We start from the raw sequence: 17,741 nt of genomic DNA on the forward strand, positions 1-17,741 counted from the left end.
TCTTTGATGGAACCTGGCGAGGCCGACGATCAGTTCGCCGGCCTCGCTGAGGTCATGCGGCTCGTTGTTCCACCAGTTCCTTGCGGACCTGGCCGAGATAGCCGTTGATCTGCTGAGCAAGCTGCTCCGATTGCGAAGACAACTGCGCCGAGGTCGTCATCGTCGACGCCGCCGCGCGTTCGTTGTCTTCGGCATTGCCGGCGAGCACGTGGATCGTTTCGGAGATCTCGCGCACCACCGCGAACGCCTCATCGATATTGCGTGCGATCTCGGCGGTCGATTGCGACTGCGCGCCTGCTGCACCGGCCACCTGACGGGTGATGCTGTCGATCTCCGCGATGACGGTGCCGATCTCACCGATCGAGCTGCTGACCGCGCCGGCCGCGCCGTGAACCTGGCCGACCTGCGCTTCGATCTCGCCGGTGAACTGCGCGGTCTGCGACGCCAACGCCTTCACTTCATGTGCCACCACGGCGAAGCCGCGGCCGGCATCGCCGGCGCGCGCCGCTTCGATCGTGGCGTTGAGCGCCAGCAGGTTAGTCTGGCTGGCGATCGCTTCGATCGCCTTGACCATCTCGCCGATGTTGTTGGCGACCTGTTTCAGCGCATCGACATTGCCGGTGGCTTCGCCGACGCTACTCACCGCCCGCGCCACGATCTCGGCGGAGCGATCGATTTCGGCACGTACGCCGCTGGCGCTCGACGTCAGCTCCGACGTCGCCGAGGCGACCGACTGCATATTGGCCGCGGCCTGTTCGGACGCCGCCGCGACCGAAGCCAGCTGTTCGCGTGCCGAGGACGCGCCGACCGTCAGCGTGCCGGCGGTGTCTTTCATCTCGGCCGAGCCTTGGTCGAGCGCGGTGACGATCGCGCTCGTGGTCGCCTCCAGCTCCGCGGTGCGGCCTTCGAAGCTCTTGATCCGCCGCTCGATGTTTTCGGCGGCCGTATTGATGGCGCCGGCGCCGTGCAGCAGCGCACCGTGCAACCCGCCCGGCAGGATACGGCGGAAGTACTTGTTGTGATGCATCGCGGTCATCGCCGCGGTCGCCTCGCGAACGAAGGCGTCGCAATCGTCGATCATGTCGTTGATGGCGCGCAGCAGCGTGCCGGTGCGGCCGTCATCCGGAATGCCGAGGATTCGCGCTTCGAAATCGCCGTCGGCAATGCGGCGGCAGACGTCGCTGGCCTCGCCGAGCAGTCGCCGCGTCTGGCTGATGCGGAACAGCGCCAGCCCGGCGAACACCATCACGACGCCTTGGATCGCCATCGCGGTGACGTAGTACTCGAACACGCCGCACACCACCGCCGCGCCCGCGGCGACGATCAATCCGGCGACGTTAAGCCGCGCTCTTGAGAGAGAACATAAGTTCGTCATAGGAGGCCTTCTGGGAAGCGACAAAATCGGACAGCGCGCGCGAGCCTGCGGACAACGCGTCTTTGGCGTTGCGGTGGCTGCGCTCGGTGCGGAGGATTTCGGCGTAGAGCGGGATGATCGCGCCTTCGAGCACGCCGCGATCCGGCGCGCGCCGGTTGGAGTGATAGCCGACGATCCGCCCCGCACCGTCGAACGAGGGCGTGACGTGCGCGAACACCCAATAGTGGTCGCCGTTGCGCGTCATGTTCTTCACATAGGCGAAGATTTCGCGGCCCTGCTGCACGGCATCCCACATCAGCTTGAACACCGCGCGCGGCATATCGGGATGGCGGATGACGTTGTGCGGCTGGCCGATCAGCTCCGCCTCGCTGTAGCCGGCGACATCGCAGAACAGGCGGTTGGCATAGGTCAGCCGCCCTTTGGTGTCGGTCTTGGAGACGATCAATTCAGAAGCTGGGAAGAAGGCCTCCCGTCCGCTGGGCGTGACGTGGCGCATAGATGACCTCGATGGAACTCATTTGCGCCTGCTCGTTATTCGCAGAACTCTTGCGAATGAGTTTATTCCACCAAAGGTGAACTACTAAAGTTCAAACCATCGCCGAAAGCGCCATTCGAATACCGTTTCTGGGCAACCTTGAGCGACGACAACACATAAAAAGGTATTTAATTGCCTCAATCGCCGAGGCCATGGGCGATCACCTTGCGCATCAGATTGGGCAAAGCTTCGTCTGACAGCGTCGAGATCTGCATCCAGCGCATGCCGGCGGGGGCTCGGGTGCCGGCCGAGGCATGCGCCACATACACGGTCAGCTCCAGCGGGAAGTGCGTGAAGACATGGCTGACGACGCCGGCTTTGCGGTGCCAGCGGGTGACGCCTTTCAGCGCGGGGGCCTGGGCCTTGGCGGCGGCTTCGTCCTGATCGGGCAGCCAGTCGGAATTCGGCACCTCGGTCATGCCGCCGAGCAGGCCCTTGGCGGGGCGGCTGCGGACCAGCACCTGGTCGCCGCGGATCACCACGAAGGCGGCGCCGCGGCGCAGCACCCCGGTCTTCTTCGGCGCCTTGCGCGGGAAGCTCTCGGCGTCGCCGCGCAGCCTTGCGGCACAGCCTTCCATCAGCGGGCACAGCGCGCAGGCCGGCTTCTTCGGCGTGCAGATGGTGGCGCCGAGATCCATCAGCGCCTGGGCGCTGTCGCCGGCGCGCGACGGGCCGAGCAGCGTCTCGGCCAGCGCCTTGATGCGCGGCTTGGCCTTCGGCAGTTCGTCCTCGACCGCGTAGAGCCGCGACACCACCCGCTCGATATTGCCGTCGACCGGCATCGTCCGCCGGCTGAACGCGATCGCGGCGATGGCGGCTGCAGTGTAGGGCCCGACGCCGGGCAGCGCGCGCAGCCCCTCCTCCGTATCCGGAAAGCGACCGCCATGCTGGCGCGTCACCGCCACTGCGCAGGCGTGCAGATTGCGGGCGCGCGAGTAGTAGCCGAGCCCGGCCCACATCTTCAGCACGTCGTCGAGCGAGGCTTCGCCCAGCGCCGTCACCGTCGGCCACCGCGCCATGAACTTGTCGAAATACGGCCCGACCGCCCGCACCGTGGTCTGCTGCAGCATGATCTCCGACAGCCACACCGCGTAAGGATCGGAAGTCGCGCCGGGCAGCGCCCGCCACGGCAGGCTGCGGCGATGCCGGTCGTACCAGGCGAGCAGCGCGGCGGGCCGCGCACGCAACGAAGCGTCGGCCGGGTCGTGCTCTGCTGTGATGACCGGGGATTGTTTCCGCCGCGGCGCCGCGCCTGCTAGACTCATGAGCGGTATCGTCGCAAAGCGTCCCTGCATGAGCAAGCCCGGCCCGATCACCGCCAAGCCACTGTCCGGCCTGTTGGGCGCAACGCTGTCCGAAGCGTTCGCCAAACAGGGCTTTGCGGCGCGCGAGCTGGTGACGCGCTGGGCCGAGATCGCCGGGCCTCAGATCGCCGCGCATTCCGAACCGCTGAAGATGCAGTGGCCGCGCCCGGTCGACGGACAGCCGGTAGAACCGGCGACGCTGGTGCTGCGGGTCGAAGGCCCGATGGCGCTGGAGATCCAGCATTCTTCCGACCTGATCCTGGAACGGGTCAACCGCTTCCTCGGCTGGAATGCGGTCGGGCGGATCGCGCTGCGCCAGGCGCCGCTGTCGCGCCGGCCGCGCAAGACCGTGCCGCCCGGTCCCGATCCGGCAGCGGTCGCCCGCGTCGCCGCGACGCTCGACCAGGTCGCCGATCAGGAGCTACGCGACGCGCTGGCGCGGCTCGGCGCGACGATCAAGCGGAAGTGACGCCGGCGGTTTTGGCGGTGTTCAGGCCCGGCATTGCCACAATTGTTGTTTCAAGCTAGCGACAATCCCAAGGTCGTGCGGCCCAAGCGCCGCTGACGTGTCGTTGTCCGCGGCGTGTCCCGCCGAACTGGAGCTGTTTGCCGATGATCACGCGCCGCACTTTTACCGCCGCCTTGTCGCTGACCGGCGTGTTCGCCGTCGTCGGCGTCTCGCCGTTCCGGCTGATCGATTCGGCCTTCGCGCAGAGCAAGGAAGCCGCGGCGGCCGCCGACGTCGCCAAGCCGATGTCGCTGCCCGACATGGCGCTCGGCCCGAAGGACGCCGCCGTCACCGTGACCGAATATGCCTCGCTGACCTGCTCGCACTGCGCCGCGTTCAACGAGCAGGTCTATCCGCAGATCAAGAAGGCCTACATCGACACCGGCAAGATCCGCTACGTGTTCCGGGAGTTCCCGCTCGACATCAAGGCCGCCGCCGGCTCAATGCTGTCGCGCTGCATCGCCAAGGAGGATTCCGCCAAGTACTTCGCGGTCACCGACGTGCTGTTCAAGAGCCAGACCGAGTGGGTGCTGAAAGACACTACCGAACAGCTCAAGCGCATCGGCAAGCAGGCCGGCCTGTCGGGCGAAGAGGTGGAAGCCTGCCTGAAGGACCAGAAGCTGCTCGACAAGATCGCCGCCGACCAGAAGTACGCCAACGAAGTGCTGAAGGTGAACGCCACTCCGACCTTCTTCATCAACGGCGAAATGCTGCGCGGCGAGAACTCGTTCGACGAATTCGCCAAGCGCATCGACGCCCTGCTGGCGAAAAAGAGCTGAGGCGCGGGCGTTCTCTACCTTGTGCCGGCACTGCGCGCGATCCCTTCACTACCGTCATTGCCGGGCTTGACCCGGCAATCGATCTCCTTCGTAAGACGGCCTTCCAGTTAGCGCGCTGACGCGCGATGGATGCGCGGGTCAAGCCCGCGCATGACGAGGGTGAATCCCTCTCGTTCGTCATTCCGGGGCGCGCGCAGCGCGAGCCCGGAATCCATAACCACCGCGTTCATGATGGACCGAGAACCCCGTTCCGCGCATCATCGCAACCGAGAGCGCACAGCGTATGGATTCCGGATTGCGCGCAACGGCGCGCAATCCGGAATGACGGACGTTGAACCGGCAAGCCCTTCAGGGAATGGGCAATACCTGGTTGCGACCGCCCCAGTCGGCGCCACTCCGAAATCCCCAGATTTATCGCGCTTTTTCGGCGAATCCCGCCGTGGAAAAGCCCGCTGGCGTGGTTGCTCATGCCTTAATCGGCGGCCATTGTCGCCGGCTAACGCTGCTGCCGGCTGCGAGCGAGTTGCGACCGGGCGGGACAACCTATGGTATCGTCCGGCTTGAGAGATTCGCTACAGCCGCGGGAACCTGCGGCCCATAGAGCATCGGACCAGATGAAACTCACGCGTCTCCGCCTCCACGGCTTCAAGTCGTTCGTCGAGCCCACTGACTTCATGATCGAGCCGGGTCTGACCGGCGTGGTCGGGCCGAACGGCTGCGGCAAGTCCAATCTGGTGGAAGCGCTGCGCTGGGCGATGGGCGAAACCTCGCACAAATCGCTGCGCGCGACCGACATGGACGCGGTGATCTTCGCCGGCTCCGGCAACCGACCGGCGCGCAACCATGCCGAAGTGGTGATGTCGATCGACAATTCCGATCGCACCGCGCCGGCCGCGCTGAACGATTCCGACACCCTGGACATCTCGCGCCGGATCGAGCGCGAGGCCGGCTCGGTGTATCGCATCAACGGCCGCGAAGTCCGCGCCCGCGACGTGCAATTGCTGTTCGCCGACGCCGCCACCGGCGCCCGGTCGCCGGCGCTGGTCCACCAGGGCAAGATCGGTGAAATCATCCAGGCCAAACCGGAACAGCGCCGCCGCGTGCTGGAAGACGCCGCCGGCGTTGCCGGCCTGCACGCCCGCCGCCACGAAGCCGAGCTGCGGCTGAAAGCGGCCGAAACCAACCTGACCCGCGTTGAGGACGTGATCGGCCAGCTGTCGACCCAGGTCGACGGCCTGAAGAAGCAGGCGCGCCAGGCGATCCGGTTCCGCGAAGTCGCAGCCAAGGTCCGCAAGACCGAGGCGATGCTGTATCATATGCGCTGGCGCGACGCGCAGGCCGAAGTCGGCGCCGCCGCCGAGGTGCATGATCTCGGCGTGCGCCAGCTCGCCGAATGCACCCGCGTGCAGGCCGAAGCCTCGCGCATCCAGGCCGACCGCGCCTCGATTTTGCCGAGCCTGCGCGAGGCCGAAGCCCGCGCCGCCGCAGGCCTGCAGCGGCTGATCAACGCCCGCGAACAGCTCGACCGCGAAGAGGTCCGCGCCAAGGAGCGCGTGGTTGAACTGGAGCGGCGGCTGGCGCAATTTTCTTCCGACGTCGAACGCGAGCAGCGGCTGGCGATCGATGCCGACGCCGCGCTGGAACGGCTCGACACCGAAGACGTCGAGCTGCGCGAGGAGATCCTGGAGCGGGTCGAGAAGCGCAGCGGCGTCGACGAGCGCGTCGCCGAAGCCGATGCCTCGCTGAGCGAAGCCGAGCAGCTGTTCGCCGAACTCACCACCCAGCTCGCCGAACTCACCGCGCGGCGCAACCAGTTCGAGCAGAGCGTCCGCACCCATCGCGACCGGCTGGCGCGGCTCGATACCGAGATCAAGAACGTCGAGAGCGAAATCGACCGGCTGTCCGCCGAGACCTCCGGCGCCGGCGATCTCACCGAACTCGCCGAAGCGGTCGAGATCGCCCAGGAGCTGCTGGCCGAGCAGGAAGCCGCGGTGCAGGCCGCCGAAGCCGCACAGATCGCCGCGCGGCAGACGCTGGACGGCTCGCGGGCGCCGCTGGTCGAAGCTGATAAGAAGGTGCAGCGGCTCGAGACCGAAGCCAAGACGATCAGCAAGATCCTCAACGGCGAGACCAAGAATCTGTGGCCGCCGATCATCGACGGCATCACCGTCGCCAAGGGCTATGAAAAGGCGATCGGCGCCGTGCTCGGCGACGATCTCGACGCACCGGTCGATCCGTCGGCGCCGATGCGCTGGACCGATGTCGGCGTGCAGCCGGAAGATCCGGCGCTGCCGGAAGGCGTCGAGGCGCTGGCGCAGCACGTCACCGCGCCGCCGGAGCTGGCGCGCCGCCTCGCTCAGATCGGCGTCGTCACCAAGGAGCGCGGCAATGAGCTGTGCGAACAGCTCAAGACCGGCCAGCGGCTGGTGTCTCTCGACGGCGACGTCTGGCGCTGGGACGGCTTCGTCGCCTCCGCCCATGCACCTACCGGCGCCGCCCGCCGTCTCGCCGAACGCGCCCGGCTGACCGACATCGAGAACGAACTCGAACAGGCCCGGATCGACGCCGCCGCCAAGCGCCAGGCGCTGGAGACTGCCGAAGCCGAATTGAAGATGGCGGCCGCCGCCGAGACCGCCTCGCGCGAGAGCCTGCGCGGCGCCCGCCGCGAAGTCGACGCCGCGCGCGAGCGCTTCTCCGCTGCCGAGCGCGAGGTCAACCGCCACGCCGCGCGCAAGTCGGCGCTGGCCGAAGCGCAGTCGCGCCTCGCCACCGACCGCGCCGAAGCCGAAGCCGCGCTGGAGAATGCCGAGGCGCAGATCGCCGAGCTGGAGCCGAACACCGAGGCCGAAGCCCGTCTCGCCGCGGTGCGCGGCGACATCGACGGCCGCCGCCGCATCGCCGCGCAGATCCGCGCCGAAGCCCAGGCGCTGGCGCGCGAAGCCGAGCTCGCCGACAAGCGGCTGCAGGCGATCGCCGCCGAGCGGATGGACTGGCAGAAGCGCAAGGCCGGCGCGGCGTCGCAGATCGCCACCGTCGAAGAGCGCGTCGCCGAACTCACCGCCGAACGCGCCGAACTCGACAACGCACCGGAAGTATTCGCCGAGAAGCGCAGCGCGGTGATCACCGAGATCGAATTCGCCGAAGCCGATCGCCGCGCCGCCGCCGACGCGCTGGCAGCCGCCGAACAGGCGATGAGCGAAACCGACCGCCTGGCGAAAACCTCGCTCGAACAGCTCTCCAGCGCCCGCGAAGCCTGCGCCCGCGCCGAGGAGCGGATGGAAGCGGCCCGCCGCCGGCTCGAAGACGTCGAGCGCGAAATCCGCGACATGCTCGAGGTCGAGCCGCAGGCCGCCGCCCAGCTCGCCGAGATCACCGAGGGCGCCGAGCTGCCCCCGCTCGCCGAGATCGAAGAGAGCTTGGACAAGCTGCGCCGCGACCGCGAGCGGCTCGGCGCCGTCAACCTGCGCGCCGAAGAAGAACTTAACGAGGTCGAGACCCAGCACGGCACGCTGGCGGCCGAGCGTGACGATCTGGTCGAGGCGATCAAGAAGCTGCGCACCGGCATCCAGAGCCTGAACAAGGAAGCCCGCGAGCGGCTGCTCGCCTCGTTCGACGTCGTCAACGGTCACTTCAAGCGGCTGTTCACCACGCTGTTCGGCGGCGGCGAAGCCGAGCTGAAGCTGATCGAAAGCGACGATCCGCTCGAAGCCGGTCTCGACATCATCGCCAAGCCGCCGGGCAAGAAGCCGCAGTCGCTGTCGCTACTCTCGGGCGGCGAGCAGGCGCTGACCGCGATGGCGCTGATCTTCGCGGTGTTCTTGACCAACCCGTCGCCGATCTGCGTGCTGGACGAAGTCGACGCGCCGCTCGACGACCACAACGTCGAACGGTTCTGCGACCTGCTCACCGACATGGCGAAGACCACGGAAACCCGGTTCATCACCATCACCCACAACCCGATCACCATGGCCCGCATGAACCGCCTGTTCGGCGTCACCATGGCCGAACGCGGCGTCTCCCAGCTGGTCTCCGTCGACCTCCAGGGCGCGGTGGACATTCTGGATCAGAACGTGGCGTGATTTCCCCTGCCCCTGCTGGGGAGGGCAATCGCAGATGCAAGCCCTCGGGCCCATTACTCCGGCTCTCGCTTCACCCTCCCCTGGAGGGGGAGGGTCGGCACGCGGCCCGCGGAGCGGGACGTGTGACGGGGTGGGGTGAGCCGCAAGCATGGCGGATGAACTCTTCGCCACCCCACCCCGCTCGCTGCGCGAGCGACCCTCCCCCTCCAGGGGAGGGTAAGGCATGTCAGGCATGATCCCCCCATCCCTCCCCGCAGACCTCAAAGCCGCGCTGGAGCACAAGCTGCATGGCCTCGCGCGGGCCGACGCGGCGGCGCGGGCGGAGCGGATTTCGCTGACCTATCGCGGCGGCGGCACCTCGGCGCCGATCAGCAGCGAAGCCGACGCACTGGCCTATGCGGGCGCGCGGATGCCGGCGACCTACGCGGCGGTGATCGCCTGTCTCAACGCGCTGTCTGCGATCCGCCCCGGCTTCGCGCCGGCGACGCTGCTCGACGTCGGTGCCGGCCCCGGCACCGCGAGCTGGGCCGCGGCTCAAGCATTCGAGACGCTGCAACGCTTCACCCTGCTCGACGCCAATCCGGCGCTGCGCAAGCTGGCGCTACACCTCGCCGAAGCGACTCGCCTGCCCGCGATCGACTACCGGCTCGGTGACGCCGGCAAGGCGCTGGCCGACGCGCCGGAGGCTGCGCTGGTGATCGCCAGCTACGTCATCAACGAGCTCTCCGACGCCGCCCGGGCAACCTTCGCCGACGCGCTGTGGCGCAAGACCACCGATACGCTGCTCGTGGTCGAGCCCGGCACGCCCGCCGGGTATCAGCGCATCCTCGACCTGCGCGACCGGCTGATCGCCCAGGGCGCGCGCGTGATCGCGCCGTGCCCGCATGAGTCCGCCTGTCCGGTGAGCGCGCCGGACTGGTGCCACTTCGTGCAGCGGCTGCCGCGCTCGAAGCTGCATCTGCAGCTCAAGGCCGCCGACGTGCCGTTCGAAGACGAGAAGTTCAGCTACGTGGCGCTGACTCGTGCCGCATTGCCGGAGCGGCCCGCACGAGTGCTGGCGCAGCCTGAGCAGACCAAAGCGGCGATCACCGCCAAACTCTGCACGCCGGCCGGCACGCTCGAGCTCGCCGTCGCCGCGCGCCGCGACAAGCCGGCCTATGCGCGGTTCCGGCGCCTCGACTGGGGCGACACGCTCTAAGCCCAGGCCGATTGATCAGAACGCGACCTTGACCTTGCCGGTGACGAGGTGGGTGACGGAGTCGCTGCTGCCGACGATCGCATCGTAACCGATCGATACCAACGTCGCCTGCCCGAGCCGACCGGTGACGCCGGTGCCGAACACGCCGCGGTCGCGGATGCCCTGGCCGGTGAAGGTGGTGAACACGCCCGGCAGCGTCGGCTCGACGAAGTTGGCGTCGATGCCGCGCACGCCGTCGCGGAATTCGTGCAGCCAGGCCAGCCGCAGTTCCGGCGTCAGCAGGCCGTTGCTCGTTTGCAGATCGCGCGCGATCCGCAGGCTGGTGCCGGACCGCAGCGACTCGGTGCGGTCGGCCGCAACGCTCAGCGCGCTGATGCCGCCGGTTTCGGTGAACGCATCGGTGGTGACGCGGGTGTATTGCAGGCTCAGTTCCGGCGTGACCACGAAGCCGCCTAACAACCGCAGGTCGGTGCCGATCGCGCCGCGCACCGTATAATGATTGCCGTCGAACCGTGAGCTGTTGGCGCTGCCGAGCGCGACGCGGCGGTTGTCGTAGCCGTCCCAGCCATAGAAACCGAGGAGGTTGGCGTACCACGCCGGCGCCCGATAGCTGCCATAGCCGCCGATGCTGCGGCTGGTGATCTTGGTTGTGCTGCCGAGCGAATCCAGATCGCCGCTGGTCAGTGCGTAGCCGCCGAACGCGCCGACCACCCAGCGGTCGGAGACGCGCCAGTCGGCGCCGGCGACGACGCTGGCGGTGGTCGAGCGGGTCGCGCTGACGTCGGGACGCGCGCCTTCGCGCGAACTGCTGAGGCTGGAGCCGACGAACACGCCGAAACCCGGATCGACCTCCGCGCGCAGCGGCGGCGCCTTGGTGATCGGCGCATAGGCCAGCGCATCCGCATTGGCGCCCCAGCCGGAAGCGGTGAGCGCATCGCGCATGTTCCAGGCGCCGAGCGAGGCCAGCGTCCGCTCCATCGGCGAGCCGGAGGTGCCGAACAGGCCGGCATCGGCCATCGCCAGCGCCGCGCCGGCGCCGCCGAGATCGCTGCCGCCGCCGAACCTGGTCTGCATCATCCGCTGATCGATCAGCGTGCCGGTCTGCGACACCGAGGCCAGCGTCATCCGGCCGAGCGCCTGATACGAAGCCGGCGAAAGCTGCGACAGCGCCGCGCCGACATCGGCCGCGCTCGCCACGCGGTCGATCATGGTCTGCGCATCGGCGCTCGCCGCGACGCTGTTGGAGAGGTTGTCGAACAGCCAGGCCGGCCCGGCGCTGCCGGGCTTCGACGGGCTGGCGAAGGCCGAGAACGACGGCGCGAAGGCGTTCGCCACCTCGAACGAGGTGTACAGCGTGCCGCCGATATTCACGGTCTGGCCGGCCGTGAGCTGCGCCCGCTTGGCGTCGGACAGGCCGACCTTGTAGTAGTTCAGCGTATCGGTGCCGGCGCCGCCATTGACCAGACCGACGATCCGCGAGCCCGGCAGAATGTTGACGGTGTCGTTGCCGCCTTCCATGTTCACGGCGCGACCGTTGTTGCCGATGATGGTGCCGGAGTTGGTGAGGACGTCGTTGCCCTCGCCCATCTGGATCGCCGAGCCGTCGCCGCGGATGAAGCGCGCCGAGCCGGTGCCGGTGTAAGTGACGCCATCGAGGGTGCCGACCGAGCCGGTGTCGGGCGTGCCGTTCTGCAGCAGCACCACGGCGTTCGGATCGGGGATCGCGCCGTTGCCGATAATTGTGCCGGCATTGACGATGGTGTCGTTGTCGGCGGCGGTGCCGGTCTTGTTCTCCAGCCGGATCGCGAAGCCGTTCTGGCCGATGATGGTGGCGCCGGCGTTGTTTGTGATCGTGGTCGCCGCGACGCCGCTGCGGCTGCCGTCGGGGTTGGAATCGTTGTTGACGACGATGCCGTAGGACGCGCCCGAGATGGTGCCGAAATTGGTGATGGTGCCGCCGCCGATCGACAGGCCTTCGCTGTTGTTGAGCCGGCCGCCGGAATCGTAACCGCCCGCACCGGTGCCTTCGATGATGCCGTAATTGGTGACGGTGGCGGCGAAATCGACATCGACGCCGTCGCCGTCGCCCGTGCCGCTGCCGTTATAGGCGCCGGTAATGCGGCCGTAGTTGACGACCGTGCCGGTGCCGTCGGAGCCGACGCCGGAGCCGTTGCGGCCGATGATGGTGGCGCCGGCCTCGTTGGTGACGGTGACATTGGCATCGGTGGTGATGCCGTGGCGGAAGCCCGAGATGGTGCCGCCGGACTTGTTGATCACCGTGCCCGAATGACTCTGGAAGTCGATGCCGTCGTTGCTGCTGCCGACCGCACCGTCCGAATAGATCAGGCCGTAATTGGTGACAGTGGCGCCCTCGCCGGGCCGCACCGCGTCGGCCGACGTCGAGCGGATCACGCCGGTAGCGCGGTTGATGATCTGGATGGTGCCGGAGGTGAGATCGTTGAAATCGATCGCCTGGCCGGTGCCGGTCGACGTGATGGTGCCGGCGTTGTCGACGGTGAAGCTGCCGGTGGTCGCCAGCGTGCTCGCGGTGACGCGGATCGCGTCATCCTGCGACTGGATCGTGCCGGTCGAGGTGTTGATCACCGTGAATGCGGTGACGGTGCCGAGGTTGCTGATATTCAGATTGATTGCACGATTGGCCGTGGTGGTCGCATCGATCAGCCCCGCATTGGTGATGGTCGTGCTGCCAGAGCCCGGCCGGATCGCGTCGTTACCGAGCGCCCGGATGATGCCGCCGGCATTGTTGTTGATCTGCACCGTGCCGGTCGCCGAGCTGTTGCTGGCGAAGTCGAACACCTGGCCGGTGTTGGAGACGATGGTGCCGGAGTTGTTGATCACCACCATGCCGTTGCCGATCGAGGTGTTCAGCCGGAAGGCATCGTCGACCGTCGAAATCAGCGCGCCGGCGAAATTGTTCAGCGTCAGGCTGCGCGGCGGATTGGCACCCGAGGTGTCGATGCCGCGATTGCTAGAGGAGATCGTGCCAGAGTTGTTGATGACCACGCCGGCCGCCGGACCGGTGAAGGTGATGGCGGTGCCGCTGACGTTCAGCGTTCCGCCGGACTCGACGGTGCCGGTATCGGTGCCGGTGACGGTCTTGGCGGTGGTGTCGGTGGCTCCAGAAGAGACGTCGAACGAAGCGGCGCCAGCCGGCAGCGAAACAGAGACTACACCCAGACACGCAAAGACCATCCAGCTCGCGCCGGCACGCCACTTCAACATCGACCCACCCCCAAACTGGGGGCACTCCTAGGTTCGGCAATTGACAGCGGGATGACGTTTGGACGACTCGCCGGCCGGCAGGATGCTGCGCATCGCACTGATGCTCATCGGCAACGAAAATATGGATCATGAGTTGTAGCTGACGTCGATACACGCCGTCGCGCGCAACGCCGAGTGGATTGAACATTCGCACCGACACCAGCGACCAACAGATGCCGTGCGGGTGGCGCGGTCCCTGCCGCGCGCGTGCCGTTCGGACGCTGAGGCGCAGGGTCTTGGTTGGATGGGAGCCGCCAATATGTGGATTTTTCTCGGCATCGTCGTCGCGGTCGCGCTGTATGCGCTCGTGACCTACAACCGCCTGGTGGCGCTGCGGCAACGCGTCGGACAGGCGTTCGCCGACATCGACGTGCAGCTCAAGCAGCGGCACGATCTGATTCCGAACCTGGTCGAGACCGTGAAGGGCTATGCGGCGCACGAGCGCACGACGCTCGAGGACGTCGTCAAGGCACGCAACACCGCGATCTCGGCGCAGGGCCCCGGCCAGATGGCCGCGGCCGAGAACGCGCTGACCGCCTCGCTCGGCCGGCTGATCGCGCTCGGCGAGGCCTATCCGGACCTCAAGGCCAACGCCAATTTCCAGCAGCTGCAGGGCGAACTCAGCGATATCGAGAACAAGATCGCGGCGAGCCGCCGGTTCTTCAACAACGCCGTGCAGGAGTACAACACCGGCATCCAGCAGATGCCCGCCGCGCTATTCGCCGCCCCCCTCGGCTTCACCCACAAGGACTACTTCGACCTCGGCGAGACGCGCACCCAGGTCGAGCAGGTGCCGCAGGTGAAGTTCTAGTTCGAACGCCTCTCGCTCCCCTCCCCCTTGCGGGGAGGGGTCGGGGGTGGGGAACCACGAGCTCCGTGCTCGCGTCCACCCCCACCCGACCGGCCTTACGGCCGGCCACCCTCCCCGCAAGGGGGAGGGAGGTTCAGGCCGGCGCTGCGAGGATTGGACACCCACCATGGCCGCCTACGGTCTCTACACCCACATCGCCGCCAACAAGACCCGGTCAGTCGTGCTGCTGATCGGGCTGTTCGTGCTGGTGTATGTGCTGGTCTATGCCGGTGCGCTGATCGCCGAGGTGGTGATCGATGGCGAGCGCACGGTGCCGGACTATCTGCGCGCCGCCACGGCTGACCTGATCAAGGCGGCGCCGTTCGCCACCATCGGCGCGGCGCTGTGGATCGTGATCGCCTATTTCTTCCACCAGAAGCTGATCGACGCCGTGACCGGTGGCCATGTGGCGACACGGGCCGAACAGCCGCGGCTGTACAATCTGCTCGAGAACCTGTGCATCTCGCGCGGCATTCCGATGCCGAAGCTGAAGATCATGGACAGCGATGCGCTGAACGCCTTCGCCAGCGGCCTCAATCCCAAGCAATACGCCGTCACGGTGACGTCGGGGCTGGTGGAGCGGCTCGACGATGCCGAACTCGAAGCGGTGCTGGCGCACGAGCTGACCCACATCAGGAACGGCGACGTCCAGATGATGGTGATCGCAGTGATCATCGCCGGCGTCGTCGGGTTCTTCGGCGAGTTGATGTTCCGGCTGTTCTTCCAGGGCGGGGTACGGATCGGCGGCGGCTGGTCGGGCGGCGGCTCGTCATCGTCCTCTTCCTCCTCGTCGTCAGGCGATCGCAAGAGCGGCGGCGGCGCGATCATCGTGGTGATCCTGGCGATCGTGCTGATCCTGCTGGCCTGGCTGCTGTCGCAAGTGGTGAAGCTGGCGCTGTCGCGGTCGCGCGAATTCCTCGCCGACGCCGGCTCGGTGGAACTGACCAAGAACCCGGATGCGATGATCTCGGCGCTGCGCAAGATCGAGAATCGCGGCGAACTGCCGGGCGCGACCTCGGCCGTGATGGAGATGTGCGTCGACAATCCGCGCTCCGGCTTCTCCGATCTGTTCGCCACCCACCCTTCGGTCGAGGCGCGGGTCGATGCGCTGGTCAAGTTTGCCGGCGGACACTACCAGCCGCCGCTGCCCACTCTGCCGACGGCGGAGCATGACGATGACACCGCCGCCGAGCCTGAGGGTTCGACGGTCGATGGTAAAGCGCCAGCTTCCGCCGAGCCGCACGGACCTTGGAGCGACACGCCCGCGCTGGCGCCGAAACCATCGCCGCTGCGCGGGCCTTGGGGCCGGCGCGGCTGACCGCCCAAATCAGCGGCACCGCCTCGCATCTGAACGATTTTGTTGAGGACCCGCAGGCGTCATTGCCCGACCGATTGAATTATCCCTTGTTTCTGCCATGTTCGCGCCCAAAGCAGAGGTCTGCACCTTGGCCGGCACGGCCGCGGTGGGGGATCGAACCGGCCGGTAAAGGAATCTCATGGCGAAGCCAGCAGTGATCGTCGTCGGCGCAGACAAGGGCGGCGTGGGCAAAACCACGGTGTCGCGCACCCTGCTCGACTATTTCAGCGCCAACAACGTCCCGACCCGCGCCTTCGACACCGAGTCGCCGCGCGGCACGCTGAAGCGCTTTCACCCCGACATCACCGAGATCGTCGACATGACGTCGACGGCCGATCAGATGAAGATCTTCGACACGCTGAACTCGGCGGTGCCGTCGGTGACCGTGATCGACGTCCGCGCCGGCCTGTTGTCGCCGGCGCTGGCCTCGTTGCGCGACATCGGCTTCCTCGACGCGGCGCGCTCCGGCCAGATCACCTTCGCGGTGTTCCATATTCTCGGCCCCTCGATCGCCTCGCTGGACGAAATCGCCGAGACCGCCAACTTCATGATCGGCGCGAAGTACTTCCTGACGAAGAACTTCATCAACAACACCAGCTTCTTCGAGTGGGACCAGGCGACCTACAATTCGTACTTCCACCGCATCAAGGACGCCACCGAGCTGACGATTCCGAAGCTCAACGAAATGGCGTACGAGCAGGTCGAAGTGTCGTCGGTGCCGTTCCTGAAGTTCGTCGCCAACAAGGGCGTCAGCGGCGAGCCGGCCAACTACTCCTTCGTGCTGCGCGGCTATGTCCGGCACTGGCTCGCCAATGTCTGGAGCGAGTTCGACCGCATCAAGCTGACCGACATCGTCGGCAAGGACAAGAACGGCCGCGGCACCCCGGTGACCGACGAGCCGGGCGAGAAATAGTTCGCATCGCTGAGGAATCCGGCTATATCGGACGGCCTTCCCCGACCGATACAGCCTGATGTCGCGCACTCCGGTTTACATCGTCTGTTCGCCGCGCCCGTTCGTCGGCAAGACCCTGATCGCCCGCGTGCTCACCGAATATCTGCTGCTGCAGCGCGGCTCGGTGCTGGCGTTCGACATCAACGTCAAAGAGCCATCTCTGCTCGATTATCTGCCGCGCGTCACCGAGACCGCGCAGGTCGACGATACCTTCGGCAAGATGGCGCTGATGGATCGGCTGATCCTGAACGACGGCCTCGCCAAGGTGATCGACCTCGGCTTCCACGCCTTCGACGAGTTCTTCGACACCTTCGCCGAGATCGGCTTCATCAAGGAAGCGGTACGCCGGCGCGTGGCGCCGGTGGTGCTGTTCCTCGCCGATACCGACCGCAATTCGGCGCGCGCCTATGACCACCTGCAGGATATCGTGCCGCCGCGGCAGCTGATCACCATCGACAACGAGCATATCCTGCTCGGCGAGCTGCCGGCGGTGTACCGCCACGGCCGGGTGATGCGTATCCGCGGGCTGCCGCCGTTCCTGAAGACCTATATCGACCGCGTGAACTTCTCGTTCACCGGCTACCTGCGCGCCGAGCCGGACGCCTCCACCGAACTGAACCAGTGGATCCGCACCAACTACACAACCTTCCGCGCGCTCGAATTGGAGCTGACTCAGGGGCGGTAGCGCTGCGGTCGCCCACAGACAGCCTGCTCCTCATCCCGCAGACGACCTGCTCCCTCGCCCCGCTCTTGCGGGGAGAGGGCTGGGGTGAGGGGCTGAGGACTCCCCGCGCGTACCGCAGCTTGCTGATATGCAGTGCCTGGCCCCTCACCCGGATTGCTACGCAATCCGACCTCTCCCCGCATGGCGGGGAGAGGTTAAGTCAATGCCCTTCGAACGCGACCAGCGTGCGGACCGGGACACCCATGGCGCGGATCTTGGCGGCGCCGCCGAGCTCCGGCAGGTCGATCACGAAACAGGCGGCGACGACTTCGGCGCCGATCTGGCGCAGCAGCTTGATGGCGCCCTCGGCGGTGCCGCCGGTCGCGATCAGGTCGTCGACCAGGATCACCCGCTCGCCGGGGGTGATGGCATCGACGTGGACCTCGATTTTATCGGTGCCGTATTCCAGCGCGTATTCCATCGACACGCAAGTATGCGGCAGCTTGCCCTTCTTGCGGATCGGCACGAAGCCTGATGAGACCTGATGGGCGATCGCGCCGCCGGTGATGAAGCCGCGCGCCTCGATGCCCGCCACCTTGTCGATCTTCGAGCCCGCCCACGGCTGCACCAGCTCGTCGATCGCCCGGCGGAACGCCCGCGGTTCGCCCAGCAGCGTGGTGATGTCGCGGAAGATGATGCCAGGCTTGGGATAATCCGGAATCGCCCGGACGCTGGCTTTCAAATCGTTTGCAAACTCGGGGGTCATCGGCGCGGGTCTTTCGTTACGGATGGGCGCAATTCGTCATCGGAAGGCGGCAGGCGCAATCGGGCAATTCGGTGAGTTACCGCCGGGGGTGG

The 17,741-nt window shown here is 67.0% G+C and carries 13 protein-coding genes; 8 read left to right on the forward strand and 5 right to left on the reverse strand.

Annotation, left to right across the window (positions count from 1 at the left end; translation table 11 throughout):
* Positions 1–52 precede the first annotated feature (52 nt).
* From LRC39_RS22745 to mutY, 3 genes are all read right to left on the reverse strand, one after another.
* Complete coding sequence (locus LRC39_RS22745; RefSeq protein WP_346295721.1) at positions 53–1,327, reverse strand: methyl-accepting chemotaxis protein; 1,275 nt, start codon at positions 1,325–1,327, stop codon at positions 53–55.
* A 10-nt stretch (positions 1,328–1,337) separates the two neighbouring features.
* The gene (locus tag LRC39_RS22750) at positions 1,338–1,871 is read right to left on the reverse strand and encodes a PAS domain-containing protein (protein ID WP_346295722.1); all 534 of its coding nucleotides are present in this window, start codon (positions 1,869–1,871) and stop codon (positions 1,338–1,340) included.
* Positions 1,872–2,047: 176 nt separating this feature from the next.
* On the reverse strand, positions 2,048–3,175 hold the full coding sequence (gene mutY / locus LRC39_RS22755; RefSeq protein ID WP_346295723.1) for an A/G-specific adenine glycosylase: 1,128 nt from the start codon (positions 3,173–3,175) through the stop codon (positions 2,048–2,050).
* Positions 3,176–3,203: 28 nt separating this feature from the next.
* On the opposite strand from mutY, the gene LRC39_RS22760 reads away from it, so the two are divergent.
* The 4 genes from LRC39_RS22760 (at position 3,204) to LRC39_RS22775 (ending at position 9,778) form a co-directional block, all read left to right on the forward strand.
* The gene (locus LRC39_RS22760) at positions 3,204–3,683 is read left to right on the forward strand and encodes a DUF721 domain-containing protein (protein ID WP_263989760.1); all 480 of its coding nucleotides are present in this window, start codon (positions 3,204–3,206) and stop codon (positions 3,681–3,683) included.
* A 143-nt stretch (positions 3,684–3,826) separates the two neighbouring features.
* Positions 3,827–4,501, forward strand: a complete 675-nt coding sequence (locus LRC39_RS22765; RefSeq protein ID WP_346295724.1) for a DsbA family protein — start codon at positions 3,827–3,829, stop codon at positions 4,499–4,501.
* A 614-nt stretch (positions 4,502–5,115) separates the two neighbouring features.
* Positions 5,116–8,580 carry a chromosome segregation protein SMC gene (gene smc / locus LRC39_RS22770; protein WP_346295725.1) on the forward strand — a complete coding sequence of 1,155 codons (3,465 nt, stop codon included), beginning with the start codon at positions 5,116–5,118 and terminating at the stop codon, positions 8,578–8,580.
* A gap of 232 nt (positions 8,581–8,812) precedes the next feature.
* On the forward strand, positions 8,813–9,778 hold the full coding sequence (locus LRC39_RS22775; RefSeq protein WP_346295726.1) for a small ribosomal subunit Rsm22 family protein: 966 nt from the start codon (positions 8,813–8,815) through the stop codon (positions 9,776–9,778).
* Positions 9,779–9,793: 15 nt separating this feature from the next.
* Here LRC39_RS22775 and LRC39_RS22780 read toward each other — a convergent pair whose 3' ends face one another.
* Positions 9,794–13,021 carry an autotransporter domain-containing protein gene (locus LRC39_RS22780; protein WP_346295727.1) on the reverse strand — a complete coding sequence of 1,076 codons (3,228 nt, stop codon included), beginning with the start codon at positions 13,019–13,021 and terminating at the stop codon, positions 9,794–9,796.
* Positions 13,022–13,319: 298 nt separating this feature from the next.
* Between LRC39_RS22780 and LRC39_RS22785 the strand changes: the two genes are divergently transcribed.
* The 4 genes from LRC39_RS22785 (at position 13,320) to LRC39_RS22800 (ending at position 16,904) form a co-directional block, all read left to right on the forward strand.
* Positions 13,320–13,871, forward strand: coding sequence for a LemA family protein (locus LRC39_RS22785; RefSeq protein ID WP_107357626.1), 552 nt, complete (start codon positions 13,320–13,322; stop codon positions 13,869–13,871).
* A 166-nt stretch (positions 13,872–14,037) separates the two neighbouring features.
* A complete protein-coding gene (locus LRC39_RS22790; RefSeq protein ID WP_346295728.1) occupies positions 14,038–15,228 on the forward strand; it encodes a M48 family metallopeptidase in 1,191 nt (396 codons plus the stop codon).
* Positions 15,229–15,406: 178 nt separating this feature from the next.
* Positions 15,407–16,180: a hypothetical protein gene (locus tag LRC39_RS22795; protein WP_011160028.1), complete on the forward strand. Its 774-nt coding sequence runs from the start codon at positions 15,407–15,409 to the stop codon at positions 16,178–16,180.
* 58 nt (positions 16,181–16,238) lie between these two features.
* Positions 16,239–16,904 carry a hypothetical protein gene (locus LRC39_RS22800; protein WP_107357004.1) on the forward strand — a complete coding sequence of 222 codons (666 nt, stop codon included), beginning with the start codon at positions 16,239–16,241 and terminating at the stop codon, positions 16,902–16,904.
* Between the two features lie 199 nt (positions 16,905–17,103).
* Here LRC39_RS22800 and LRC39_RS22805 read toward each other — a convergent pair whose 3' ends face one another.
* The gene (locus LRC39_RS22805) at positions 17,104–17,649 is read right to left on the reverse strand and encodes an adenine phosphoribosyltransferase (protein WP_346295729.1); all 546 of its coding nucleotides are present in this window, start codon (positions 17,647–17,649) and stop codon (positions 17,104–17,106) included.
* Between the last annotated feature and the right edge of the window lie 92 nt (positions 17,650–17,741).

Origin of the sequence: Rhodopseudomonas sp. P1, from assembly GCF_039642825.1 — a bacterium.
Classification (GTDB): Bacteria; Pseudomonadota; Alphaproteobacteria; order Rhizobiales; family Xanthobacteraceae; genus Rhodopseudomonas; species Rhodopseudomonas palustris_H.

Coding starts and splice junctions, on each gene's coding strand:
- LRC39_RS22795 (WP_011160028.1), top strand. CDS start 15,407: ATGGCGAAGCCAGCAGTGATCGTCGTCGGCGCAGACAAGGGCGGCGTG.
- LRC39_RS22780 (WP_346295727.1), bottom strand. CDS start 13,021: ATGTTGAAGTGGCGTGCCGGCGCGAGCTGGATGGTCTTTGCGTGTCTG.
- LRC39_RS22760 (WP_263989760.1), top strand. CDS start 3,204: ATGAGCAAGCCCGGCCCGATCACCGCCAAGCCACTGTCCGGCCTGTTG.
- smc (WP_346295725.1), top strand. CDS start 5,116: ATGAAACTCACGCGTCTCCGCCTCCACGGCTTCAAGTCGTTCGTCGAG.
- LRC39_RS22805 (WP_346295729.1), bottom strand. CDS start 17,649: ATGACCCCCGAGTTTGCAAACGATTTGAAAGCCAGCGTCCGGGCGATT.
- LRC39_RS22765 (WP_346295724.1), top strand. CDS start 3,827: ATGATCACGCGCCGCACTTTTACCGCCGCCTTGTCGCTGACCGGCGTG.
- LRC39_RS22750 (WP_346295722.1), bottom strand. CDS start 1,871: ATGCGCCACGTCACGCCCAGCGGACGGGAGGCCTTCTTCCCAGCTTCT.
- LRC39_RS22775 (WP_346295726.1), top strand. CDS start 8,813: ATGATCCCCCCATCCCTCCCCGCAGACCTCAAAGCCGCGCTGGAGCAC.
- LRC39_RS22800 (WP_107357004.1), top strand. CDS start 16,239: ATGTCGCGCACTCCGGTTTACATCGTCTGTTCGCCGCGCCCGTTCGTC.
- mutY (WP_346295723.1), bottom strand. CDS start 3,175: ATGAGTCTAGCAGGCGCGGCGCCGCGGCGGAAACAATCCCCGGTCATC.
- LRC39_RS22785 (WP_107357626.1), top strand. CDS start 13,320: ATGTGGATTTTTCTCGGCATCGTCGTCGCGGTCGCGCTGTATGCGCTC.
- LRC39_RS22790 (WP_346295728.1), top strand. CDS start 14,038: ATGGCCGCCTACGGTCTCTACACCCACATCGCCGCCAACAAGACCCGG.